The sequence below is a fragment of the Rhizobium sp. Leaf311 genome, assembly GCF_001423445.1.
GTDB lineage: Bacteria > Pseudomonadota > Alphaproteobacteria > Rhizobiales > Rhizobiaceae > Agrobacterium.
Window position 1 is genome coordinate 619,365 of record NZ_LMNZ01000001.1, and the last position, 21,916, is coordinate 641,280.

Consider the following 21,916-nt stretch of genomic DNA (forward strand, 5'->3'; position numbering starts at 1 on the left):
CGACCCTTGAACCGGTCAGTTTCTGGCCTGCTCCACAAGGCCCGCAATAACGTCGCGAACCGACATGCCTTCCGCGCGCGCCGCAAATGTCAACGCCATGCGATGCTCGAGAACCGGTTCTGCCAGTGCATGGATGTCGTCCAGCGATGGTGCCAGACGGCCTTCGTAAAGCGCACGGGCTCGAGCTGTCAGCATCAGGGACTGGCCTGCACGCGGTCCCGGCCCCCATGCAACGTTCTTGTCGGTCAGTTTGTTGCCATGGCCCGGTCGGGCAGAGCGCACGAGCGCAAGAATGGCGTCCACCACCTTGTCGCTGACCGGCATCTGGCGGATGAGCGTCTGGATTTCGATGAGGCGGTCGGCCTCGATCATGCGGCGGGCTTCACCCGATGCGGTGCCGGTCGTATCCAGCAGGATCTGACGTTCAGCGGCAAGATCGGGATAGTCGACATCCACCTGAAGCAGGAAGCGGTCAAGCTGGGCTTCCGGCAGAGGGTAGGTGCCTTCCTGCTCCAGCGGGTTCTGGGTGGCCAGGACGTGGAAAGGCTTGGGAAGGTCGAAACGCTGGCCCGCCACGGTGATGTGGTATTCCTGCATGGCCTGCAGCAGCGCAGACTGCGTGCGTGGGCTGGCGCGGTTGATTTCATCCGCCATCAGCAGCTGGCCGAAGATCGGTCCCTTGATGAAGCGGAAGGAACGGCGGCCGCTTTCATCCTGATCCATCACTTCGGAGCCGAGAATATCCGATGGCATAAGGTCCGGCGTGAACTGGATGCGGTTGGCATCGAGACCGAGAACCGTGCCAAGGGTGGTGACGAGCTTGGTCTTGGCGAGACCGGGAACACCAACCAGCAGGGCATGGCCGCCGGAGAGAATGGCGAGAAGCGTGTTCTGGACCACCTTCTCCTGACCGAAAATCACCTTGGACACTTCCGCCCTTATGGCGGCAATGTCGGACAGCGCCTTTTCGGCAGCGGCGATGATTGCCTTTTCGTCGAGGGTTTCGCTGGTGTTCATCATGCCCATATCGCTCTCCTCAAACTTTAAGACGCAGCCATCATCTTGTTACCGGTCATCATCGCATACAGGACACATCTCGCGCTGCCTATAGCTTATTGTCATCCTGCCGGCTGACAAGCATCCTTTGAATGACTATCTCGTTACCCGTGTCTGGGACTTCAATAATGGACAAAGCAGGGCTCGAATATGGCGGTTGAGACGATAAATTCAGCGACGGATGCGGCAGGGCTTGCGGCGATGATTTCCCGTGCCGCCGAGCAGACCGGTGACAAGCCCCGTGGTGCTGCCCCCGTCGAGCGATGGAACCCGCCATTTTGCGGTGATCTGGACATGGAAATCCGTGCGGATGGAACGTGGTTCTACATGGGCACGCCCATCGGTCGCGCGCCGCTTGTGCGGCTGTTCTCAACGGTGCTGCGCAAGGATGAGGACGGCAAGACCTATCTGGTCACACCTGTGGAAAAAGTCGGCATCCGCGTGGCCGACGCGCCTTTCATAGCGGTTGAAATGAATGTGGCGACAAGGGACGCCATGCCGGTTCTCACCTTCCGGACCAATGTCGGAGATGTCGTCGAGGTCGGCGCGGATCATCCGCTGCGGTTTGAAATCTCTGGCGAAAACAATGAGTTGAAACCATATGTTCTTGTGCGGGGTCGGCTGGAAGCGCTGGTTTCGCGCGCGGTGATGTATGATCTGGTCGAACTGGGTGAGGTCGTGGAAATCGATGGAAAGGATATGTTTGCCGTCCGCTCCGGTGGCGCGGTATATCCTGTCATGCCTGCCGATGAACTGGACGCACTTTCCCGATGACAGTGAGCGCAATGGATTTTTCCGCCGAGGACTTCAGGCGACGCGTGCTGGAAGAAGGGCAGGGTGTCGCCGAGCGGGACGTGGATGACAATGGCGATCATGGTCTGAATCCCGGTGTGCGTCTTGCGGGCGACGGTATCAGGCTCAAGGATGCCGCCGTGCTGGTGCCCGTTGTCGACTATGGCCACCATGCCCGGGTTATCTTTACCCTGCGCACAGCCACGCTTCGCAAGCATTCAGGCCAGATTTCCTTTCCCGGCGGCGGCATCGACGCGGATGATGCCTCGCCTGAGGAAGCGGCACTTCGTGAGACGGAAGAGGAAATCGGCCTATCCCGTTCATATATCGAGACAGTCGGTCGTCTGCCCGACTATGTCTCCGGCACCGGATTCCGTATCAAGCCCGTTCTTGCGGTTGTCAAACCCGGTTTTGAGCTCACGCTCAATCCGACAGAGGTTGCCGATGTGTTCGAAGTGCCGCTTGGATTTCTGATGAACCCGGAAAATCACAGACGCGCCAGCCGCATCTTTCAGGGGAGGGAGCGGTTTTTCTACGAAATGCCCTATGGCGAGCGATATATTTGGGGCATTACGGCGGGCATTACACGCAGCATTTACGAGAGGTTCTATTCATGAGCAGCATCGCGGGGCAAGAGTGGTTCTCCAAGCCGGGCCTTCAGCGGATTTTGGCGCTTCTGAATGCAGATGGCGGCGAAGCGCGCATTGTCGGCGGCGCGGTGCGCAACGCCCTCATGGATATGCCCGTAGGTGACATAGACATAGCAACGACATTGCCGCCTCAGGATGTCGTGGAGCGTGCCAAAGACGCCGGGATCAAGGCGGTTCCAACCGGTATCGAGCATGGCACCGTCACGCTGGTTTTGGATGGCGAGGGTTTCGAGGTAACGACGCTTCGCCGCGATGTGGAGACAGACGGGCGACACGCGCAGGTGGCTTTCGGCACAGACTGGAAGGAAGATGCGGAGCGGCGCGACCTCACCATCAACGCGCTCTATGCAGATGCCTCGGGTGACGTCATCGACCTGATCGACGGTCTGCCTGATATCGAAAATCGCATCGTCCGCTTCATAGGAGATGCGGATCGGCGGATCGCCGAGGATCATCTTCGCATCCTGCGGTTCTTCCGCTTCTTTGCCCATTACGGCGCTGGCCGGCCCGACGCAGACGGCCTGCGTGCGTGTGCACGCGCAAAAGACAAGGTGCCGACGCTCTCGGCCGAACGGGTCTGGAGCGAAACCAGGAAGTTGCTGGCGGCGGAAGACCCATCGCGGGCGCTGTTGTGGATGCGCCAGTCCGGCGTTTTGGCACAGGTTCTGCCGGAAACCGAAAAATGGGGCATTGATGCCATTCATGGGCTTGTGGCAGCGGAGAAGGCGTTGGGCTGGCAACCGGACCCGCTTCTGCGTCTCGCGTCGATTATCCCTGTTGACGTTGACAGGGTAGCGGCTATGGCGGTCCGTCTGCGCTTGTCCAACGCTGAAGCCAAGCGGTTAAAATCATGGGCATCGGCCCCGGCGGTAGATGCATCTATCACCGACGCAGCCTTCGACCGTCTGCTCTACCGGCAGGGCGTTGAGGGCGTAGCGATGAGAGCAAGGCTTGCGCTGGCGTCCGCACGTGCAGATGTTTCTGCGGGCGCCGAGGCGATGCAGAAGATTGCGAGACTGTCGGCTTTGCTCGCGCGGGCGGAAAAATTTGCCCGTCCCCAGTTTCCGCTGTCCGGTGCAGACGTGCTGGCCGCTGGCCTTCCTCCGGGCCCAAAGGTCGGGGAGATACTGGCCGCATTGGAAGAAAAATGGGTTGAAATGAACTTCTCACTCGACCGGGCAGCATTAACCGCCCGGCTTCAATCGGAAATCAAGGATCAGGCCTGAACATTCGCCTCATCGCGAATGCGATGTTTGATGTTCTCGACCATGTTTTCCCGGATGATGGTTTCGCCGTGAGCTTGGCGAAGGTGCTCGACCGCGCGTCGCACGACTTCTGCATCTTCACTCGCCCGCGTATGCCATTCGCAACCGGGGACGAGAGTTCCACATTCAAAGAGTCGCATTGATACCTCCCATTGTTGGTGAAAAGGGCGGCGGCCTTGTGAAGGCATATCCGCCCTTCCATCAGCAAACGGGTGTCCGACTTGTTCGGTTCCCGTCAGACCCTTTCAGGCATAGCCCAGCAATGGAATACGGAGGATGTGGCCGCAGCGGGTATGCTGCGCGGTTCCAGGCGGTCATCATTTGCCGCCGCATCATTGGCGAGCTTGCGTTTGACCTGTTCTACATAAAAGGAGTGAGGCAATTCGCGGTCGCCTGTGGCGCGCATTTCGGCGGCAAGGCGGTCAATCAATTCTTGGGTCGGAATAATCTTTTCGCCGTCACCGGGGACCGAGGACAGAGACATGCTGTTTGAAGTAATCATGATGATAGCTCCTCCAGTCATCAACGCTGGGAGACTACCACCACATCGACGTTTTCATAAGAGCTAATCTTCGGAAATATGCGCGAAAAAACCTAACAAAAGTCAAACTTTTCGTGATTTCTCAGTCCTGCTGAATAAAACCTGTAGGTGCCTGAAATTGTTTACGCGACTCAGGCGCGTGGCGCCCGAGAAGGTTTCAGTTCCCCGATTATGGCCAGCGCACGACGGGCGGGAGGGATGACAGAATGGATTCCACGTTGCCGCCCGTCTTGAGACCAAAGATGGTTCCGCGGTCATAGAGCAGGTTGAATTCCACGTAGCGACCGCGACGAACGAGCTGTTCGTCCCGGTCTTCTTCCGTCCACGGCTTGTTGAAGTTGCCCAGGACGATCTTGGGATAGACGAGGTTGAAGGCCCGGCCAACATCCTGCACGAAGGCAAAATTGGCGTTCCAGTCTCCTCTTTCCTCGGCGGGATGCAGCCAGTCGAAGAATATGCCGCCGATGCCGCGTGGCTCGTTGCGGTGCTTGAGATGGAAATACTCATCGCACCACTGCTTGTAGCGCGGATAGTCCGCCACCGCGTGTCTGTTGCAGGTGATTTCGAAGACGCGGTGGAAAATCTGCGCATCCGTATCCTCCTGCGTGCGGCGACGATCCAGCACGGGGGTAAGGTCAGCTCCGCCGCCAAACCAGTGGCTGGAGGTGACAACCATGCGGGTGTTCATGTGAACGGCAGGCACGTTGGGATTGATGGGATGAGCAATCAGCGAAATGCCTGAAGCCCAGAAACGCGGATCTTCTTCCGCGCCGGGTATCTGATTGCGGAACTCCTGCGAAAACTCGCCATGAACGGTGGATGTGTGGACGCCGACCTTTTCGAAGACGCGGCCTTCCATCATCGACATCTTGCCGCCGCCGCCTTCGCCGTTGTCGCGGTGCCAGTCCTTCTGCACGAAGCGGCCGGGCGGCTGGTCGGACAGGGGGCCTTCCAGCGCGTCCTCAATGGCTTCAAAGGAGGTCACGATGGTATCGCGCAGGCTCTCGAACCATGTTCTCGCCAGTGCCTTCTTGTCCTCGATGTCGTCGGGCAAGCCTTTCGGCAAAACTGGCCGTTCCATATTCGTATTCCTTCAGGTCGAATCGCAAAGTCCTGCCCGGTTTAACAGTCGCACGGGACAGACACAAATTCGACTCGCCAACTGTCCGCTGGCACACTATCTTTTGATCAGAGAGGTGAATGTCATGACGAAATTTACCGGACCGCCACCCCTGGCCGGCCTCAAGCGCAGGATCGATGCCCACCGGCAGGATCAGGCCGCCGGTGGCCGCAAGAACGAAAAAAGCGGCATGTTCGTTCGCCAGACCTTTTGCATGAGCCGTGGCGAAGCACGCGCCAAGGCCAAGGAATGGTTCGATGAATATCCGAAGGCCGCTTACTGGACCGAAGTGGAAAGCTGGCGGACGCTTGAAGGCGACCGCATAGAATTCACCATGCGGCGGCTGCCTTCCGCCGATTGATCTTACGCCCTGCTGTCTGTGGCCCTCAGACGGCTTTCGCCGAGAACGCCGCCCTGATCGAGGATCGGGTGGGCAACGGATACGATATGGGCATTGATACGCTTGAGGTCGCGCAGCATGTCCAGATGCAGCGAGCTTGTCTGCAGGCTCTGCATCAGGCCATCGCGCAGCCGTTCCAGGTGTCGCCCGGAGGACTGCTTTTCCAGCCGTCTGATATCGATCTTGATTTCCATCAGACGACGGGCCAGATCGAAATCACCGGTTACGAATATGCTCTGGGCCGCTCGCAGGTTTTCGATCGTCATGTCGAACAGCGTCTTGAGCTCTTCATAGCCCTGATCTGAGAACTTGAAGCCGTTGAGGATTTTCTTACGGATTTGCTCGGCAAGGCCCTTCTCGATGATATCGCCGATATGTTCCAGATTGATGGCGTAGTCGATAATCGTGATCGACCGGCGACCATCCTGCTCGTCCAGCCCCTTGCGGCCCAGCTGCGACAGATAGATCTTCACGTCCTGCTGGCGCGCGTCGACCTTCTTTTCCAGCGCGATGATTTCTGCAAGAGGGCCAAGATCATTGTGCTTGAAGGCATTTTCCGCCCGGATCAGCATCCGCTCGATGGTGTCGCCGACGACAAGGACTTCGCGGGTGGCGTTGGCAAGAGCGACGACGGGGGTGTCGAGCGCATCGGCATCGAGAAAACGCGGGCCTTCATCGGCCTGCGGGTCATCGGGCACCAGCTTGCCCATCAAGTCGGAGATGAGACCGGACAGCGGCCATGCAAGAGTGGCAAGCGCCAGATTGAAGATGAGATGCGCATCGACCGGCAACATAGCCTGCGATAGCGGCAGGCTTTGCAGCAACAGCGCGCCATATCCCGCAAGCGGCAGCGCAATGGCGCAGCCGACGGTGCGGACCACCAGATTGCCGATGGTGATGCGGCGCGCCGATGCCGGTGCAGACAGCGTGGCAACGACGGGCGGGATCGCTCCGCCGAGGTTGGCGCCGAGGATGAGGACGATTATCAGACCTGTGGAGAGGACACCGGCGGAGGCTAGCGACAGGATGAGGACCACGACGGCAAGGCTGGAGGATGACACGAAAGCAAGTGCTGCAGACAGGATGAGCGCGACGGGCCAGGCGTCATCCAGCATACCGATGAAGGCGCCAAGCGCCGGTGAATCGCGCATCGGCTCTGTTGCGCTGCTCAACAGATGAAGAGACAAAAGCATCAGGCCAACGCCCACAAGGGCTGTGCCGCTGCCCTGCCGGGCACTGGACGCGCCTTTGCGCACAATCAGGCCGGTGAGGATAAGCATGGGCGACAGCCAGGCAACCCCGGTCGCGAAAATCCATGCCGTAACGGCGGTGCCGATATTGGCACCCAGCAGAACGACCTGCGCCATGCGCGGGCGGATCAGATCACGTTCGGCAAAGGATGCGACCGTGAGCACTGTTGCGGTGGAGCTTTGCAGCGCGATGGTTGCAAGGAAGCCTGACAGGAGCGACCGTGGACCGCTTTGCGTGCCCGTCGCCAGCACGGCTCTGAGCTTGACGCCGAAAGCGCGCGTCACGCCATACTTCACCTGAGCAAGTCCGAAAAGAAGAAGCGCGACAGCGCCGAGCAGATTGACGATGGTGATGGTGGATTGCATTGTCCGGTCGCCCTCCTTCCGTCAGTGAAATGACTGTGTGCGTCCTGGCTTGCCCGAAACCGGTCTGCTTTCGGACGACACGCTGCGTGGAAAGTATTCGGGGGCGGGAATGTTAGTTGGCTAAATAATATAGGCCTGAAATGCCGTGTCGTACAGGGCTGATTACGACATTTTGGAGCAAAATGGCGATGGCCCTAGCGCCACGCCGTCTGCCGCAACGCTTCTCCGGCAATCATTGCAGCGGAAACCGCGACATTGATCGACCGCTGGCCTTCCATCATGGGAATGATCAGCCGCTCATCGGCTTTCTCATGGACGTGATCTGGAACGCCAGCACTTTCGCGGCCGAACAGTAGAATGTCGTCGGCTCGAAAAGCCACATCGACATAGGGCAGTGCTGCCTTGGTGGAGGCCAGAAGCAGCCGGCGACCGGTGGAGATGCGGCACGCCTCGAACCGTTCCCAATTGACGTGCCGGGTCAGTGATGCGGTGGTCAGGTAATCCATTCCGGCACGCTTCAGGTTGCGGTCCGAAATGTCGAAACCGGCAGGTTCGATGATATCGACGCCAATGCCCAGGCACGCCGCAAGCCGCAGGATCGTACCGGTGTTTCCCGGAATATCGGGTTGATAAAGGGCGATCCTGATCTCTGGCATGGCATCTCTTCCGTGTCGCGCAATCGCCGGGACTTACCACGGCCCGCTACGTCTGAACAAGAAAGTCTATCGCCCGCCGGTTTCGTCGCGCCGACATAGTTCGATGGTAGGGGTGACGGGGATATATTAGTGGGAGTTTCATGCTGGCCAATGCATATTTTTTGAGCTACAAGGTTGCATCTTCAACACCAGCCAAGGAGGTTCAGATGAATATGCTCGTTCGATATCGCCTCCCGGCCCTTGTCGTGCCGCTACAGGCATAGGTGTTTCCAGCGGTTCGTCCGCACTTTCCTGTTTTTACCTTTCGTCATGTGGCTGTTGCGGCCATGTTCAATGTTCTTCCCGTTCAGGCCCTGGCGCTTATTTCGCCCTGCGGCCGTTAATTCGGGTTATTTTTGTCCGGAGCTTGGCCATGTTCGGCTGGTTTGAAAAACGTCTCGATCCATTTCCCGCGTCAACGCCTGTTGTTCCACCCGGCAGGCTGCTGCCCTTCATGTGGCACTACGTCAAGCCTGCTGCGCCGTGGCTGCTGCTGCTCGGCCTGATGTCCATGGGCATCGCGATTGCCGAAGTGATGCTCTATCAGTTCCTGGGCAACATCGTGGACTGGCTGTCTTCTGCCAACCGGGAGACATTCCTGCAGGATGAGGGCTGGCGCCTCATCCTCATGGCCGCAATCGTACTGGTCGCGCTGCCCTTGATGGGGTCCATCCATACGATGACCATGCACCAGACGCTGGCTGGAAACTTCGGCATGATTGCCCGCTGGCACATGCACCGGTTCCTGCTGCGTCATTCCATGACGTTTTTCGCAAACGAGTTTGCCGGTCGCGTTTCCACCAAGGTCATGCAGACAGCGCTTGCCATCCGCGAAGTGGCGCTGAAGATCATCGACGTCTTCGTCTACGCCATCAGCTTCGTCGGTTCGATGCTGTTTCTGGTTGCGGCGGCTGACTGGCGTCTGGTCATTCCGCTGGTGGTTTGGCTCTCCGCCTATATTGCGATCCTGACCTATTTCGTGCCGAAGCTTGGCCGCCTTGCCAGTGAGCAGGCGGATGCGAGGTCGCTGATGACGGGCCGCATCGTAGACAGCTACACCAACATTGCCACGATCAAACTGTTTTCCCATGCGGGCCGTGAAGAGGTCTATGCGCGTGAAGGCATGAACATATTCCTCAAGACGGTCCATCGGCAGATGCGCCGCATCTCCGCGTTTAACATCGCCATCGATATCAACAATGCGCTCGTCATGTTTTCCACCACGTCGCTGGGTCTCTATTTCTGGATGATGGGTTCGGTATCCGTCGGCTCGGTTGCCGTTGCCATCGGCCTGTCCATGCGCGTCAACGGCATGTCGCAGTGGATCATGTGGGAAGTGACATCGCTGTTTGAGAACATAGGCACCGTCTATGACGGCATGAACATGATGTCCAAGCCGCACGATATCGTGGATGCCGCCAATGCGCCGGCGCTGTCTGCCCACAAGGGTGAAATCATCTTTGAAGACGTCCGCTTCCACTATGGCAAGAACAAGGGCGTTCTTGAGAACCTGTCTCTCAACATCAAGCCGGGCGAAAAGGTCGGTCTCGTCGGTCGCTCCGGCGCTGGCAAGACCACGCTGATGAACCTGCTGCTGCGTTTCTACGATCTGGAGTCGGGCCGCATCCTGATCGATGGGCAGGATATTTCCAATGTCTCGCAGGATAGTTTGCGCTCGCTGATCGGCGTCGTGACGCAGGATACGTCGCTGCTCCACCGCACGATCCGCGAAAACATCGCCTATGGTCATCCCGGAGCGACGGACGAAGAGATCATTGCCGCAGCAAAGCGCGCCAATGCCTGGGACTTCATCGAAACGCTGGTGGATATGCATGGGCATCAGGGGCTGGACGCGCAGGTCGGAGAACGTGGGGTCAAGCTTTCCGGTGGTCAGCGCCAGCGTATCGCTATTGCCCGCGTGTTCCTCAAGGATGCGCCGATCCTCATTCTCGATGAGGCAACTTCGGCGCTCGACTCGGAAGTCGAAGCGGCCATTCAGGAAAACCTGTTTGCGCTGATGGAAGGCAAGACGGTAATCGCGATTGCCCACCGCCTGTCGACGCTGACCGAGATGGATCGCCTCATCATCCTCGACAAGGGCAAGATCGTCGAGGCTGGCACGCATACGGAACTGGTGGAGCAGGGAGGCATCTATGCCGATCTGTGGCTGCGTCAGTCCGGCGGGTTCATCTCCGAAGAAGAGCCGGACATGAAGGTGGCAGGGGAGTAGGTTTCTGCTTCCCCCACTCCCTCACCCCGGTCTTGAGCCGGGGGCCAGATTGATCAAGGCCTTGATCGAAAAAAGCTCTTTTGCAGCGCAGACGCGGCGCTGCCGGACCCCGGCTCAAGGCCGGGGTTAGGGAGTGGTTGAAATCGTAGCGGACAAAGCATTCCCTCCACCAATCTCATTACTAAAATATAATCCAGCCGCCGCTTTGCCCGTCCGATGAAACCGCCTATATCGGAATGATGCTTATCACCCGTATTTTTCGCGTTTTCGAGAACTGGATCAAGCCCTTCGCCCGCAAGGACGATCTTCGTCCGCCGCAAGATACCTTCGCATTCATCTGGTTTTATCTGAGGCAGGCCAAGGCGCCGTTTTTCGCCATGCTCGTTCTTGGCGGCATGACGGCCGCCATCGAGGCCGCATTGTTCTGGTTCGTCGGCAGGCTGGTGGACATTCTCTCGAGCGTAAAGCCCGGCGATGGCTGGGCAGGGCTGATCGCCGGGCACGGTTACGAGTTGATCGGCATGTTGTTCCTCATTGCCGTCGTCCGCTTCGTCGTGACCATGCTGACGGCACTGGTCGATCAGCAGATCATCACGCCCGGTTTCTACAATCTCGTGCGCTGGCAGTCCTATATGCATGTCGCGCGACAATCGCTCACATTTTTCCAGAATGATTTCTCGGGCCGCATCGTCACCAAGGTCTGGTCCGGCGGGCAGGCGGCGGGCGATCTTGTGACCTCGCTGATGGAAAGCGTCTGGTTCGTCGGCATTTATTCGGTCTCGATGCTGTTTCTGATCGGCGGGCTGGACTGGCGGCTGGCGGTTGTCGTTCTGGTCTGGGTCGGCATATTCTCGATGCTGGCGCGCTATTTCGTGCCGCGCATCCGCAAGCACTCCCGCGAGACGGCAGAAGCTGCATCCATGCTGTCTGGCCGCATGGTGGATGCCTACAGCAATATCCAGACCCTGAGGCTCTTCGGTCGCGACGACGCCAATGACCGCTACATGCGGCAGGGTTTCGACATCTTCCAGAACACGACGATGATGTTTACACGCTTCATCACCGGGGTCCGGGCATCCATGGCGCTCCTGTCAGGCATCATGATCACATCCATGGCCGCGCTCTGCATCGATCTCTGGCTGTCTGGAAAGATCAGTTCCGGGGCGGTTGCCTTTACGCTTGCGCTCGTGCTGCGCCTCAACTTCCTGCTCGGTCGTCTGATGACGCAGTTCAACGGCATCATGCGCAATTTTGGGACGGTGCAAAACGCCGCCGAACTGATTTCTCAGCCGCTGGGATTGGTGGACGCCGAAAGCGCCAAGGCATTGTCCGTGGCACGTCCAGCCATTCGCTATGATCACGTCAGTTTCCACTATGGCCGTGGCAAAGGCGTGATCGATGATCTCAGCCTTGATATTGCGGCGGGAGAAAAGGTTGGCATTGTCGGTCGCTCCGGGGCCGGGAAATCGACGCTGGTCAATCTCCTGCTGCGTTTTTATGATGTCGAAAAGGGCCGCATTCTCATCGACGGACAGGATATTGCGGCGGTAACGCAGGAAACGCTGCGCTCCCATATCGGAATGGTTACGCAGGACACATCGCTTCTGCACCGCTCCATCCGCGACAACATCATGTTCGGACGTCTGGACGCGACCGAGGAGCAATTGCTGGAAGCCATACGCCGGGCGCGGGCGGATGAGTTTATCGATAAGCTGGAAGATCAGCGCGGGCGCAAGGGGCTGGACGCCCATGTGGGCGAGCGCGGCGTGAAGCTTTCTGGTGGACAGCGCCAGCGCATTGCCATTGCCCGCGTGATGCTGAAGGACGCCCCAATTCTTGTGCTGGACGAGGCGACATCGGCACTGGATTCGGAAGTGGAAGCAGCCATACAGAGCAATCTGGACGAGTTGATGCGGGGCAAGACGGTTCTAGCAATCGCTCACCGCCTATCGACGATTGCGGCACTGGACCGGCTGGTGGTGATGGATGCTGGGCGTATTGTGGAGCAGGGTACCCACAGCCAGCTCGTCGCCAGCGGCGGGCTCTATTCCGAATTGTGGGCACGCCAGTCTGGCGGCTTCCTCTTATCGGACGAAACGGTTCAGCCTGTTTAAGGCTTCGCAATCGCAAAATCGGCAACCAGTCCGAAGTGATTGGACCCCAGATTGTCTGGCAATCGCTCGGTCTTAATGAGCGTAGCTGGTGCGCGGGCGAATATGTGATCGATCGCGATGCCGAATTTTCCCGCAGGTATGGGCCATGTGGCCGGCTCCCATTGGGCCTTTTTCAGATCGGTAGCGAGCAGGAATTCCCGCATATCGGGGGCAATGCTGGCCGAGTTGAAATCGCCGCCGAGTATGACTGGGCCGCTGACCGAGGCGATGGCCAATTGGATGCGGCTCAGCTCATTGCGGTGATATTCATCAAAATACGGTTTTGCCAGATGGGCGGCCACGAGGGTCAGCTTGATGCCCGCCGGTTCGATGGTGGCCATTGCGAAGCGGTCGCGGCTGACATAGCTGAGGCTGCCGATACCCGCATCCATAAGCGGCAGCTTTGACAGGATCAGCAGATCGCAGGACTGCGTTTTTTCGCCGCATCCCAAGCGATACGGGTAAGTCTGCTGCAGGCGCGGCAGCACGCTTCTCAGTGCCGCAGCCTCCATGACGTAAACAGCGTCTGCCCTCTGTGCGAGGATCGCGTCCGCGATTGATTCGGCATTGGCGCCGTTTTCCATCAGCACATTGAAGGAAAGCAGCCGGAACGGTGTCGCGTCCTTCGGAGCATAGGCTTCGGTGACGAATTCCCGGTGCATGTAGAGGGTGTGGGCACCCAGTACGATTGCCCAGATCAGCAGTAAAACGAAGATGCGGGACCGCAGTACAGCCAGGCCCAACAGTGAGGTGAGGGCGACCATAATTGCGATATGCAACTGGAAACTGGTGACGAAGGCCAAAATCCAGAAATCGAAGACATATCGAAGACTTATGACTGCCAACGAAAGTGTGAGCGCAAACGCAACGACACAGGTGAGCCTAGCTTTCAAAATTAAAAACCTCGTTGAAGGGCTCTCCCTGATTCTGCTTAACACGCGCGATTTTCCGGCACAATGTTGCATGATGGCCAGCAGGACGGGAAAAGACGGAGAAAAATGACCTGACAAGGCAGAATTACGGCAGCTTTGTGAGCTTTCCTCTTGCCAAGGTCCGGCATATTTTGCGATCAAGCAGAATAGGCGCGATTTCTCGTCGCGCGGTATCCGGGACAAGGGGGATCGAGTTTGTCCTGGATCAAAACATAGCTGGAGGACTCATGCGACTTTCAACAAAATCAGCGCAGAGGATGGTGTAGCGGTGAGCGAGCACGTAAATGACCATGACGCTTCGGGTGAACCCACCCGTCGCGATTTTCTTTATCTTGTAACAGGTATGGCTGGCGCAGTTGGCGCTGCCGCAGTTGCCTGGCCTTTCATTGACCAGATGCGTCCCGATGCATCGACGCTGGCTCTGGCTTCCATCGAAGTCAACGTCGCAAGCGTGGAGCCGGGCATGTCTCTGACCGTGAAGTGGCGCGGCAAGCCGATCTTCATTCGCAACAGAACTCCAAAAGAGATCGAAGAAGCAAATGCCGTCCAGCTGGCTGAGCTCAAGGATCCCGTTGCGCGTAACGCCAATCTCGATGCCACCGCACAGGCGACGGATGTCGATCGTTCCGCAGGCGCGGGCAAGGAAAACTGGATCGTCATGGTCGGTTCCTGCACGCATCTTGGCTGTGTTCCGCTGGGTCAAGCCGGCGATTTCGGCGGGTGGTTCTGTCCCTGCCATGGCTCGCACTACGATACGGCGGGCCGCATTCGCAAAGGTCCGGCGCCGGAGAACCTGCATATTCCGACCTTCGCATTTACATCCGATACCGTGATCAAGATCGGATAAGGGGACATATGAAATGAGTGGTCATTCCAGTTACCAGCCCTCGACCGGTATCGAAAGATGGGTCGATTCCCGCTTGCCACTGCCGCGCATGGTCTATGACAGCTTCATAGCCTATCCGGTTCCGCGCAACCTCAACTACGCATACACCTTTGGTGCGATGCTTGCCGTCATGCTGATCGTGCAGATTCTGACCGGCGTCGTGCTGGCCATGCATTATGCAGCCGAGACGACGGTTGCGTTCAATTCGGTCGAAAAGATCATGCGCGACGTGAACCACGGCTGGCTGTTGCGCTACATGCACGCCAACGGTGCGTCCTTCTTCTTCATTGCCGTTTATCTGCATATTGCGCGTGGACTTTACTACGGCTCCTACAAGGCACCGCGTGAAATCCTCTGGATTCTCGGCTGCGTCATCTTTTTGCTGATGATGGCGACCGGCTTCATGGGTTACGTTCTGCCATGGGGACAGATGTCCTTCTGGGGTGCAACCGTTATCACCGGCTTCTTCACCGCGTTTCCTGGCGTCGGCGAGTGGATCCAGCAGTTCCTGCTCGGCGGCTTTGCGGTTGATCAGCCTACGCTGAACCGCTTCTTCGCGCTGCACTATCTTCTGCCCTTCATGATTGCCGGTGTCGTCATCCTGCACATCTGGGCACTGCATGTGACTGGCCAGACCAACCCGACAGGCGTTGAAATCAAGAGCAAGACGGACACCGTTCCGTTTACGCCCTATGCAACGCTGAAAGACGCACTCGGCCTTTCCATCTTCCTTCTGGCCTATGCGTGGTTCGTGTTCTATATGCCGAACTTCCTTGGCCACCCCGACAACTACATCATGGCGGACGCTCTGAAGACACCGGCACATATCGTGCCTGAGTGGTACTTCCTGCCTTTCTACGCCATGCTTCGCGCGATTACCTTCAACGTTGGCCCGATCGATTCCAAGCTCGGCGGCGTTCTGGTCATGTTCGGTGCTATCGTCGTGCTGTTCTTCCTGCCATGGCTGGACACATCGAAGGTTCGCTCGGCTGTCTATCGCCCCTGGTACAAGATGTTCTTCTGGGTCTTCGTCGTAAACTCCATCATGCTCGGCTGGCTCGGTTCCCGCCCGGCAGAAGGCACCTACGTCACGCTTTCGCAGATCGGAACGGTTTACTACTTCGGCTTCTTCCTCGTCATCATGCCGCTGCTTGGCCTGTTCGAGACGCCGCGACGTATTCCGAATTCCATCACCGAAGCTGTTCTTGAAAAGAACGGCAAGACAGCCGCCGCGCCTGCGGCCGCCGTCAAGATATGAGCGTGAGAGAAGGACGATTACAATGAAAAAGCTTGTAACGAGCATCGCGCTTATCGCTGCCATGGGCGGCTTCGGATCCGCGGCTTTCGCCGCGGAAGAAGGACACGACCTGAAGGCCCAGACCGAACATGCCATTGCAGGCGGGCACTTTCCCGTCCTCAAGCCACATGAAGAAAAGTGGTCCTTCGCCGGTCCATTTGGCAAATATGACAAGGGCCAGCTTCAGCGTGGATTGAAGATCTACAAGGAAGTCTGTTCTGCCTGCCACTCGATGAGTCTCGTTTCCTTCCGCACGCTGGAAGATCTGGGTTACTCCGAGGAACAGGTGAAGGCTTTTGCTGCCGAATATGAAGTGCAGGACGGCCCAAATGCCGATGGCGAGATGTTCTCGCGCAAGGCTGTGCCATCCGACCATTTCCCGTCGCCCTATCCGAACAAGGAAGCAGCTGCAGCTTCGAACGGCGGCGCCGCTCCTCCCGATATGTCGCTTCTGGCGAAGGCCCGTGGCGTGGAACGCGGTTTCCCGCAGTTCATCTTCGACATGATCCCCATTCTCGGCGGATATCAGGAAGGCGGCCCGGATTACATCCATGCGCTGCTGACGGGATATCAGGAGCCGCCGGAAGGTATCGAAGTCGCTGAAGGCACGCACTTCAACCCTTATTTCGCCAGCGCAATCGCGCTCAAGATGGCCCCGCCCATCAGCGCCGATCAGGTGACCTATGATGATGGCACGCCGCAGACCCTGGACCAGTATTCTCAGGACGTTTCCGCTTTCCTGATGTGGGCTGCTGAGCCGCATCTGGAAGAGCGCAAGCGCACCGGCTTCATGGTCATCGTGTTTCTGCTGATCTTTACGGCGCTGATCTATCTGACGAAGAAGTCGGTGTACTCCCGCAAAGAGCACTGATCTCCAACATCAAGGATATCAAGACACTGGCCCTCACGTTAACGCGTGAGGGCTTTTTCCATGCCCTTTGCACCTGTTTTCCTATTGGTCTGCTTGGGCTGAGTTGTTAAAGTTGCCTCACTTTTAATCCTGACACCATCGGAAATTCCATGACCGTCATCGCCTCGGAGCTCGCTGCTGCCATTCGTTCCATTCATGACTATCCCAAGCCAGGGATCATCTTTCGCGACATTACGACGTTGCTGGGCAACCCGCGTGCCTTCCGCCGGGCGGTAGATGAGTTGGTGCAGCCCTATGCGGGTACGAAAATCGACAAGATCGCGGGAATGGAAGCGCGCGGTTTCATCCTTGGCGGAGCCGTTGCACATCAGCTTTCAGCCGGTTTCGTCCCAATCCGCAAAAAGGGTAAACTGCCCCACACGACGGTGCGCGTGGCCTACAGTCTCGAATATGGCGTCGATGAGATGGAAATGCATGTGGACGCCGTTCAGCCCGGTGAAAAGGTCATTCTTGTCGATGATCTCATTGCAACGGGTGGAACCGCAGAAGGTGCGGTCAAGCTTCTGCGCCAGATGGGCGCTGAAATCGTGTCTGCCTGCTTCGTCATCGATCTTCCCGATCTGGGTGGCCGAAAGAAGCTGGAGGATCTGGGTGTCGAAGTGCGCACACTGGTGGAGTTCTCGGGCCACTAGAGCCTTTCCATTTACAAGGAAATGCTCTACGCCGATCACGCTGCACCAGAATGCAGGCGTAAGAAAAGCCCCGTCATGGGGCTTTTTTATTGCAAGGCTACAGATCCTGTGAAGGGCGATCGCGTCTAATCGAATTCCAGAACGTTGCTCTCAAACGTCACCACGACGTCACCATGCTGATTAACGCCCTCGTTGAGTGTCGTGTTCATGTAGGTGCCGGGTCGTGATGCCAAGGCGCGCGATGCCTTCATTGTCGTGAAATAGGTCACGTCATCGCCGGCATAGACCGGGCGAAGCCATTTGAGATCGCGAAAACCAGGGGAGGGGCCGAGCTTGGGCGGTTCTATCCCTTGCGCCACCAGCCGCTTTGCTTCCTTTGACCAGAAGTTCAGGAAACATTTCATCCAGGAGGCGCTGGTCTGCCATCCGGAGGCGCAGAGACCTTCGAAGACGGAGTTCTTCGCGGCTTCCGCATCCAGATGGAAGGGCTGCGGATCAAATTTTTCCGCATAGCGAATGATTGAAGCGGCAGAGAAATGGATCGTACCAAGCTCCAGGCGGACATCGGTCGGGTAGAGGTCGATGAATTTCATGCGTTTGCCGTTTCTGCGGAGGTGGCCAGCATGGCATTCAACTCTACTATGCACACAATCTGTCCGCGCTGGTTTTGCAGCTCGTGGCGCAGCTTCACGACGCCCATGCCGGGCCGCGTCTTGCTGACCCTCTGGTCGATCACGGTTGTTGTGCCGCTCAACGTGTCACCCGCCAGAACGGGCTTCTTCCATTCCACCAGATCGACGCCGAGGCCAGCCTGTGAGGGCGAGTGGCTGATATAGCTGTCGACGGTCATGCGCATCAGCATTCCGCATGTGTGCCAGCCTGAGGCCGCAAGCCCCCCTAAAATGCTGGCTTTCCCGGCTTCTTCCGAGAGATGCATGGGCTGCGGATCGAACTCTTCCGCAAACTCGATGATTTCCTCCGCAGTGACCAGTTTTGGTCCGAGCGGGAAGCTCCGGCCCGGCGTAAAATCCTCAAATCCGTATTTCACTGACAGACTCCTCTTCCGCAGCACGATTGGGCTAAAGCCTATCGTAAATCGGCCTTTTACGTAAAGGTAATATTGCCGGGGTTTATGCAAAACTTGGCGGTCAACGCAAAAAGCCCGCGACGATGCGCGGGCTTCTTGCGGAGGGCGTGTGCCTCAGGTGTTGAAGCGGAAGTGGATGACATCGCCGTCGTTGACGACATATTCCTTGCCTTCATCTCGGCCCTTGCCGGCTTCCTTTGCTCCGACTTCACCCTTATAGGTGACGTAGTCGTCGTAAGCGATTGTAAAGGCGCGAATAAAGCCGCGTTCAAAATCGGTGTGGATGACCCCGGCTGCACCCGGCGCCTTGGTGCCGCGCACGATGGTCCATGCGCGCGTTTCCTTCGGGCCAACGGTGAAATAGGTGATGAGGTCGAGCAGGTGGTAACCTGCACGGATCAGCCGATCAAGGCCAGCCTCTTCAAGACCGAGAGCCGAGAGGAATTCCTTGGACTCTTCTTCAGGAAGCTGGGCGACTTCGGATTCGATCGCCGCAGAAATGATGACGCATTCCGCGCCCTGCGCCTTTGCCATTTCGGCAACGGCCCTGGTGTGCTCATTGCCATCGACGGCATCCGCTTCAGATACGTTGCAGACATAGAGCACGGGGTGCGACGTCAGAAGGTTAAGCCCCTTCAGCACTTCGATTTCGTCGGCAGCAAGCGTCTTCAAGAGAAGGCGGGCGGGCTTGCCTTCATTCAGCAGCTTGATGACCGCTTCCATGACGGGCAATTGGGCAAGCGAATCCTTATCCTTGGAAGATGCGCGCTTGCGCGTCTGCTCAACGCGGCGCTCGAGGCTTTCGAGGTCGGCGAGCATCAGCTCGGTCTCAATCGTGTCGGCATCGCCAACCGGGTTGATGCGGCCTTCGACATGGGTGATGTCGTCGTCTTCAAAGCAGCGCAGAACGTGAACGACGGCGTCGACTTCGCGGATGTTGGCGAGGAACTTGTTCCCGAGGCCTTCACCCTTGGAGGCACCGCGAACCAGACCGGCAATATCAACGAAGGAAATGCGGGTAGGGATGAGTTCCTTGGAACCGGCGATATCGGCCAGAACCTTCATGCGCGGATCCGGTACGGCAACTTCGCCTGTGTTGGGCTCAATCGTGCAGAAGGGATAGTTTGCCGCCTGCGCAGCCGCCGTTTTCGTCAGCGCGTTGAAAAGTGTGGACTTGCCGACATTCGGCAGACCGACGATACCGCATTTGAAGCCCATGGCTTGAACCTGTCTCTGTTCTCAAGAATTCCGTTAGCCAGCCTTTTGCGGAATGGGCAGGGGAAGGTCAAGCCTTGTTGCCGGAAAGCTTGAGGATTCGCGCAAATTGCAGGCCTGGAGCGTTTTCATTGAGCAACGAACTGCCTCAGGCCGCCGCCTGACCGAGGCCGAACCAGTTCGAAATCAGGGCCCATCCGCCATAGATAATCGCCACGCTTGTCACCATGGACAGCAGCGCGAGGGCAAAGCCGGTCAAGACGGCGACATCGTCCTTCTGTGCCAGGCCAAGCGCAATCGCTAGCACCGAAAGGCCGGGCAGCACGTTTCCAAAGGGAATGGGCAGCGCAATGAGGACCGCCATGAGGAAAATGACGATGCCGATAACCGCCGGGCTGAGATGTTTCGACAGCACATGGCCGCGTGGTCGCAGCATCTTTTCCAGCTTCGCAAGCCGTGGTGCAGCCTTCGATGCGGTCAGCTCTATGATGGAGCGCGAGATCGACAGGCGGCCAAGAAACCCAGGAAGCACCAGTTTTTTCGCGCCAAACATGATCTGCAGGGACAGGATGGCCAAAGCCGTTCCGAAGATCATGCCCGCCGGAATGCCGGGTGTCGGTATGATTGCGGGTATGGCGAAGACGACCAGAACAAATGCAATGGCCTTGTCGCCAAGGCTCTGGAGCAGCCCTTCCAGCGTGACCTTCTCCGGCAGGTCTTCGGGAAGCCGGCCAAGTGCGGCCGCCATTGTCTGTTGGCTCGCAGGATCATCCATGGTCTGGATGTTTCTGGGCGGCGCAGCGGCGCCCGCAATGGCGGTCAGATGTCTTCATCAGGCTGAAATGGGGAGGCGTGACGAAGTTTCAAGCGGCAGCGAAGTGGTCGGTGCCACTCTCAATCCTTCTTGGCAAACATTCTTTTCAGCATTTCCGCCATGGGGCCGGTCTCCGGAAGCTTCTTCGGCTGGGCTGAATTGCGGGCCTGATGGATGTGGGATTGCGCGGCGGGCTTTGATGGTTTGGCTGCCGGCTTTTCTTCGGTCTTTACGCCAACGGCCAGCGCCAGCTTGTTCATCAACTGCGAGTCTTCGCCTTTGACGAGCAGGTCAGCATTGTCAGCGATGGCATCGAGCAGCGGCTCCAGCCATGTCTTGTCAGACTTGGCGAAGTCACCGAGAACATGCCCGTGAACGCGCTCCTTGTCGCCAGGATGACCGATGCCAAGCCGCAAGCGCCTGTATTCCTTGCCGCAATGGGCATCCAGCGACTTCAGGCCGTTATGCCCACCATGGCCGCCGCCAATCTTGATGCGGGCGCGGCCGGGCGCCAGATCGAGTTCGTCATGAATGGCAATGATGTCGCCGGTCTTCACCTTGAAGAAACGCATTGCCTCGCCAACGGCCTCGCCGGAGAGGTTCATGAAGGTCAGCGGCTTCATCAACAATATCTTTTCGCCCGCGATTTCGCCCTCGGAAATTTCGGCCTTGAACTTTTTCGCCCATGGCGAAAAGGAAGGTAGACGCTGCAAGGCATCCACTGCCATGAAGCCGATATTGTGCCGGTTGGCTGCATATTGCGTGCCGGGATTTCCGAGGCCTGCAATGATGATCATTGACGTGTCCGCTCAGTTTCGATTGACGATTGCCTTTCACCACCGAAAAAACGAGCTGAAGTCAACGTCTTTATCGCCTGCCGGGAATCATTGGCGAATGACGAGACCATATTTCTCGTAAATCTTGCGCTGGGTTCCGTCTGCGATCAAGGCATCGAGAGTGACCTGCATTCTGCTGATCAACTCATCTGGAACGGAGCGATTACACGCCATTCCCAGGCTCTGGTTTGTGAGAACCACAACCTCCTGGAAGCTCGCGCCCGGCAGTTTCCGAAGCGCACTTTCAGACATGGGCATCAGGTCTATGCGTCCGGCGGCCAGTTTCGACAGCGTCTTGTCGAAATCGGCGCTGAGGTCGATATGGGTGAATCCCAGCGACTTCAGAACCGACTGGGTATAGTCGTTGCGCTGGGTGCCGATCAGATAGTCCTTGGCCTCGTCGAGGTTTTTGATCTTGAGACGCCGTTCTCTCAGGCCGACGAGCACATTCCTGTCGGTGTGAACCGGAGACACCCACTTGAACTGCGCCTCACGCTCCGGCGTTCGCGCCGCCGCCACAACGCAGTGCATCGGCTTGCTTTCTGCAAGTGCGATGGCGCGCGCCCACGGCGTGACCGTCGCATCGTAGTCGACCTTGGCTCTGGCGAATATAATCTTGAGCTGGTCCATGTAGACCCCGCGGGGCTGCCCGTCAGTCCCGCGTGTATTGTAGGGTGGATATTCCTCCGTCGTGATGAAAAGCTGCTCGGACGAAGCCGATGAGGTTATAAAAAAAGCAATCGAAAATAAAATGATGCGCCACATTCA

The 21,916-nt window shown here is 57.8% G+C and carries 23 protein-coding genes; 10 read left to right on the forward strand and 13 right to left on the reverse strand.

All coding sequences use genetic code 11. The features are described 5' to 3' along the window. Window positions 1-15: 15 nt before the first annotated feature. Window positions 16-1,026, reverse strand: a complete 1,011-nt coding sequence (locus tag ASF69_RS02935; protein ID WP_062585120.1) for a MoxR family ATPase — start codon at window positions 1,024-1,026, stop codon at window positions 16-18. A 180-nt stretch (window positions 1,027-1,206) separates the two neighbouring features. On the opposite strand from ASF69_RS02935, the gene ASF69_RS02940 reads away from it, so the two are divergent. Genes ASF69_RS02940 through ASF69_RS02950 form a run of 3 tightly spaced genes read left to right on the forward strand, consistent with a single transcriptional unit; the run spans window position 1,207 to window position 3,724 of the window. After that, on the forward strand, window positions 1,207-1,830 hold the full coding sequence (locus ASF69_RS02940; protein WP_062585121.1) for a DUF1285 domain-containing protein: 624 nt from the start codon (window positions 1,207-1,209) through the stop codon (window positions 1,828-1,830). Then, window positions 1,827-2,465 carry a CoA pyrophosphatase gene (locus tag ASF69_RS02945; protein ID WP_062585123.1) on the forward strand — a complete coding sequence of 213 codons (639 nt, stop codon included), beginning with the start codon at window positions 1,827-1,829 and terminating at the stop codon, window positions 2,463-2,465. The genes ASF69_RS02940 and ASF69_RS02945 overlap by 4 nt, the downstream gene beginning before the upstream one ends. After that, window positions 2,462-3,724, forward strand: a complete 1,263-nt coding sequence (locus ASF69_RS02950) for a CCA tRNA nucleotidyltransferase (RefSeq protein ID WP_062585125.1) — start codon at window positions 2,462-2,464, stop codon at window positions 3,722-3,724. The genes ASF69_RS02945 and ASF69_RS02950 overlap by 4 nt, the downstream gene beginning before the upstream one ends. Here ASF69_RS02950 and ASF69_RS02955 read toward each other — a convergent pair. From ASF69_RS02955 to hemF, 3 genes are all read right to left on the reverse strand, one after another. Further along, window positions 3,715-3,903: a DUF1059 domain-containing protein gene (locus ASF69_RS02955; protein WP_062585127.1), complete on the reverse strand. Its 189-nt coding sequence runs from the start codon at window positions 3,901-3,903 to the stop codon at window positions 3,715-3,717. The two genes, ASF69_RS02950 and ASF69_RS02955, sit on opposite strands and share 10 nt — an antisense overlap. Before the next feature lie 95 nt (window positions 3,904-3,998). After that, the gene (locus tag ASF69_RS02960; RefSeq protein WP_062585128.1) at window positions 3,999-4,265 is read right to left on the reverse strand and encodes a hypothetical protein; all 267 of its coding nucleotides are present in this window, start codon (window positions 4,263-4,265) and stop codon (window positions 3,999-4,001) included. A 208-nt stretch (window positions 4,266-4,473) separates the two neighbouring features. Then, window positions 4,474-5,385, reverse strand: a complete 912-nt coding sequence (gene hemF, locus ASF69_RS02965) for an oxygen-dependent coproporphyrinogen oxidase (RefSeq protein ID WP_062585130.1) — start codon at window positions 5,383-5,385, stop codon at window positions 4,474-4,476. A gap of 124 nt (window positions 5,386-5,509) precedes the next feature. On the opposite strand from hemF, the gene ASF69_RS02970 reads away from it, so the two are divergent. Beyond that, on the forward strand, window positions 5,510-5,785 hold the full coding sequence (locus ASF69_RS02970) for a hypothetical protein (protein WP_062585132.1): 276 nt from the start codon (window positions 5,510-5,512) through the stop codon (window positions 5,783-5,785). 2 nt (window positions 5,786-5,787) lie between these two features. Here the strand turns inward: ASF69_RS02970 and ASF69_RS02975 are convergent, their stop codons facing one another. Continuing rightward, window positions 5,788-7,440 (reverse strand): Na/Pi cotransporter family protein, encoded by a 1,653-nt coding sequence (locus tag ASF69_RS02975; RefSeq protein WP_062585134.1) that lies wholly within the window; start codon window positions 7,438-7,440, stop codon window positions 5,788-5,790. Between the two features lie 194 nt (window positions 7,441-7,634). Beyond that, window positions 7,635-8,096 carry a tRNA (cytidine(34)-2'-O)-methyltransferase gene (locus tag ASF69_RS02980; RefSeq protein WP_062585136.1) on the reverse strand — a complete coding sequence of 154 codons (462 nt, stop codon included), beginning with the start codon at window positions 8,094-8,096 and terminating at the stop codon, window positions 7,635-7,637. A 412-nt stretch (window positions 8,097-8,508) separates the two neighbouring features. On the opposite strand from ASF69_RS02980, the gene ASF69_RS02985 reads away from it, so the two are divergent. Together ASF69_RS02985 and ASF69_RS02990 are read left to right on the forward strand one after the other, a co-directional pair. Beyond that, complete coding sequence (locus tag ASF69_RS02985) at window positions 8,509-10,365, forward strand: ABC transporter ATP-binding protein (protein ID WP_062585138.1); 1,857 nt, start codon at window positions 8,509-8,511, stop codon at window positions 10,363-10,365. 239 nt (window positions 10,366-10,604) lie between these two features. Then, window positions 10,605-12,479, forward strand: a complete 1,875-nt coding sequence (locus ASF69_RS02990; protein WP_062585636.1) for an ABC transporter ATP-binding protein — start codon at window positions 10,605-10,607, stop codon at window positions 12,477-12,479. On the opposite strand, the gene ASF69_RS02995 is transcribed toward ASF69_RS02990, so the two are convergent. After that, complete coding sequence (locus ASF69_RS02995) at window positions 12,476-13,633, reverse strand: endonuclease/exonuclease/phosphatase family protein (RefSeq protein ID WP_244475371.1); 1,158 nt, start codon at window positions 13,631-13,633, stop codon at window positions 12,476-12,478. The genes ASF69_RS02990 and ASF69_RS02995 overlap by 4 nt on opposite strands. A gap of 85 nt (window positions 13,634-13,718) precedes the next feature. Here ASF69_RS02995 and petA point away from each other — a divergent pair, with 85 nt between their 5' ends. The 4 genes from petA to ASF69_RS03015 all read left to right on the forward strand — a co-directional run bounded on the left by petA (window position 13,719) and on the right by ASF69_RS03015 (window position 17,196). Further along, on the forward strand, window positions 13,719-14,297 hold the full coding sequence (petA, locus tag ASF69_RS03000) for a ubiquinol-cytochrome c reductase iron-sulfur subunit (RefSeq protein WP_062585142.1): 579 nt from the start codon (window positions 13,719-13,721) through the stop codon (window positions 14,295-14,297). A gap of 13 nt (window positions 14,298-14,310) precedes the next feature. Next, window positions 14,311-15,594, forward strand: coding sequence for a cytochrome b N-terminal domain-containing protein (locus ASF69_RS03005; protein WP_062585143.1), 1,284 nt, complete (start codon window positions 14,311-14,313; stop codon window positions 15,592-15,594). Between the two features lie 22 nt (window positions 15,595-15,616). After that, window positions 15,617-16,504: a cytochrome c1 gene (locus ASF69_RS03010; RefSeq protein ID WP_062585145.1), complete on the forward strand. Its 888-nt coding sequence runs from the start codon at window positions 15,617-15,619 to the stop codon at window positions 16,502-16,504. Between the two features lie 149 nt (window positions 16,505-16,653). After that, window positions 16,654-17,196: an adenine phosphoribosyltransferase gene (locus ASF69_RS03015; RefSeq protein WP_062585146.1), complete on the forward strand. Its 543-nt coding sequence runs from the start codon at window positions 16,654-16,656 to the stop codon at window positions 17,194-17,196. 125 nt (window positions 17,197-17,321) lie between these two features. Here ASF69_RS03015 and ASF69_RS03020 read toward each other — a convergent pair whose 3' ends face one another. From ASF69_RS03020 to ASF69_RS03045, 6 genes are all read right to left on the reverse strand, one after another. Then, window positions 17,322-17,789, reverse strand: a complete 468-nt coding sequence (locus ASF69_RS03020; protein WP_062585148.1) for a MaoC family dehydratase — start codon at window positions 17,787-17,789, stop codon at window positions 17,322-17,324. Beyond that, entirely contained in the window at window positions 17,786-18,244 is a 459-nt protein-coding gene (locus tag ASF69_RS03025) for a MaoC family dehydratase (protein ID WP_244475373.1), read from the reverse strand. The genes ASF69_RS03020 and ASF69_RS03025 overlap by 4 nt, the downstream gene beginning before the upstream one ends. Window positions 18,245-18,397: 153 nt before the next feature. Then, window positions 18,398-19,501 carry a redox-regulated ATPase YchF gene (gene ychF, locus ASF69_RS03030; protein ID WP_062585150.1) on the reverse strand — a complete coding sequence of 368 codons (1,104 nt, stop codon included), beginning with the start codon at window positions 19,499-19,501 and terminating at the stop codon, window positions 18,398-18,400. Window positions 19,502-19,646: 145 nt separating this feature from the next. After that, complete coding sequence (locus ASF69_RS03035) at window positions 19,647-20,273, reverse strand: exopolysaccharide biosynthesis protein (RefSeq protein WP_062585152.1); 627 nt, start codon at window positions 20,271-20,273, stop codon at window positions 19,647-19,649. 119 nt (window positions 20,274-20,392) lie between these two features. Then, the gene (gene pth / locus ASF69_RS03040) at window positions 20,393-21,109 is read right to left on the reverse strand and encodes an aminoacyl-tRNA hydrolase (protein ID WP_062585154.1); all 717 of its coding nucleotides are present in this window, start codon (window positions 21,107-21,109) and stop codon (window positions 20,393-20,395) included. 87 nt (window positions 21,110-21,196) lie between these two features. Then, window positions 21,197-21,913: a transporter substrate-binding domain-containing protein gene (locus tag ASF69_RS03045; protein WP_062585155.1), complete on the reverse strand. Its 717-nt coding sequence runs from the start codon at window positions 21,911-21,913 to the stop codon at window positions 21,197-21,199. Window positions 21,914-21,916: the final 3 nt, after the last annotated feature.

Bases quoted from the DNA above. Each gene is read 5' to 3' on its own strand.
- ASF69_RS03035 (WP_062585152.1), bottom strand. From the start codon at position 20,273: ATGGATGATCCTGCGAGCCAACAGACAATGGCGGCCGCACTTGGCCGG.
- ASF69_RS02945 (WP_062585123.1), top strand. From the start codon at position 1,827: ATGACAGTGAGCGCAATGGATTTTTCCGCCGAGGACTTCAGGCGACGC.
- ASF69_RS03045 (WP_062585155.1), bottom strand. From the start codon at position 21,913: ATGTGGCGCATCATTTTATTTTCGATTGCTTTTTTTATAACCTCATCG.
- ASF69_RS03005 (WP_062585143.1), top strand. From the start codon at position 14,311: ATGAGTGGTCATTCCAGTTACCAGCCCTCGACCGGTATCGAAAGATGG.
- ASF69_RS02955 (WP_062585127.1), bottom strand. From the start codon at position 3,903: ATGCGACTCTTTGAATGTGGAACTCTCGTCCCCGGTTGCGAATGGCAT.
- ASF69_RS02950 (WP_062585125.1), top strand. From the start codon at position 2,462: ATGAGCAGCATCGCGGGGCAAGAGTGGTTCTCCAAGCCGGGCCTTCAG.
- pth (WP_062585154.1), bottom strand. From the start codon at position 21,109: ATGATCATCATTGCAGGCCTCGGAAATCCCGGCACGCAATATGCAGCC.
- ASF69_RS03010 (WP_062585145.1), top strand. From the start codon at position 15,617: ATGAAAAAGCTTGTAACGAGCATCGCGCTTATCGCTGCCATGGGCGGC.
- ASF69_RS02990 (WP_062585636.1), top strand. From the start codon at position 10,605: ATGCTTATCACCCGTATTTTTCGCGTTTTCGAGAACTGGATCAAGCCC.
- ASF69_RS02985 (WP_062585138.1), top strand. From the start codon at position 8,509: ATGTTCGGCTGGTTTGAAAAACGTCTCGATCCATTTCCCGCGTCAACG.
- ASF69_RS02975 (WP_062585134.1), bottom strand. From the start codon at position 7,440: ATGCAATCCACCATCACCATCGTCAATCTGCTCGGCGCTGTCGCGCTT.
- ASF69_RS03020 (WP_062585148.1), bottom strand. From the start codon at position 17,789: ATGAAATTCATCGACCTCTACCCGACCGATGTCCGCCTGGAGCTTGGT.
- ASF69_RS02980 (WP_062585136.1), bottom strand. From the start codon at position 8,096: ATGCCAGAGATCAGGATCGCCCTTTATCAACCCGATATTCCGGGAAAC.
- ychF (WP_062585150.1), bottom strand. From the start codon at position 19,501: ATGGGCTTCAAATGCGGTATCGTCGGTCTGCCGAATGTCGGCAAGTCC.
- ASF69_RS03015 (WP_062585146.1), top strand. From the start codon at position 16,654: ATGACCGTCATCGCCTCGGAGCTCGCTGCTGCCATTCGTTCCATTCAT.
- ASF69_RS02970 (WP_062585132.1), top strand. From the start codon at position 5,510: ATGACGAAATTTACCGGACCGCCACCCCTGGCCGGCCTCAAGCGCAGG.
- ASF69_RS02960 (WP_062585128.1), bottom strand. From the start codon at position 4,265: ATGATTACTTCAAACAGCATGTCTCTGTCCTCGGTCCCCGGTGACGGC.
- ASF69_RS02940 (WP_062585121.1), top strand. From the start codon at position 1,207: ATGGCGGTTGAGACGATAAATTCAGCGACGGATGCGGCAGGGCTTGCG.
- hemF (WP_062585130.1), bottom strand. From the start codon at position 5,385: ATGGAACGGCCAGTTTTGCCGAAAGGCTTGCCCGACGACATCGAGGAC.
- ASF69_RS02935 (WP_062585120.1), bottom strand. From the start codon at position 1,026: ATGGGCATGATGAACACCAGCGAAACCCTCGACGAAAAGGCAATCATC.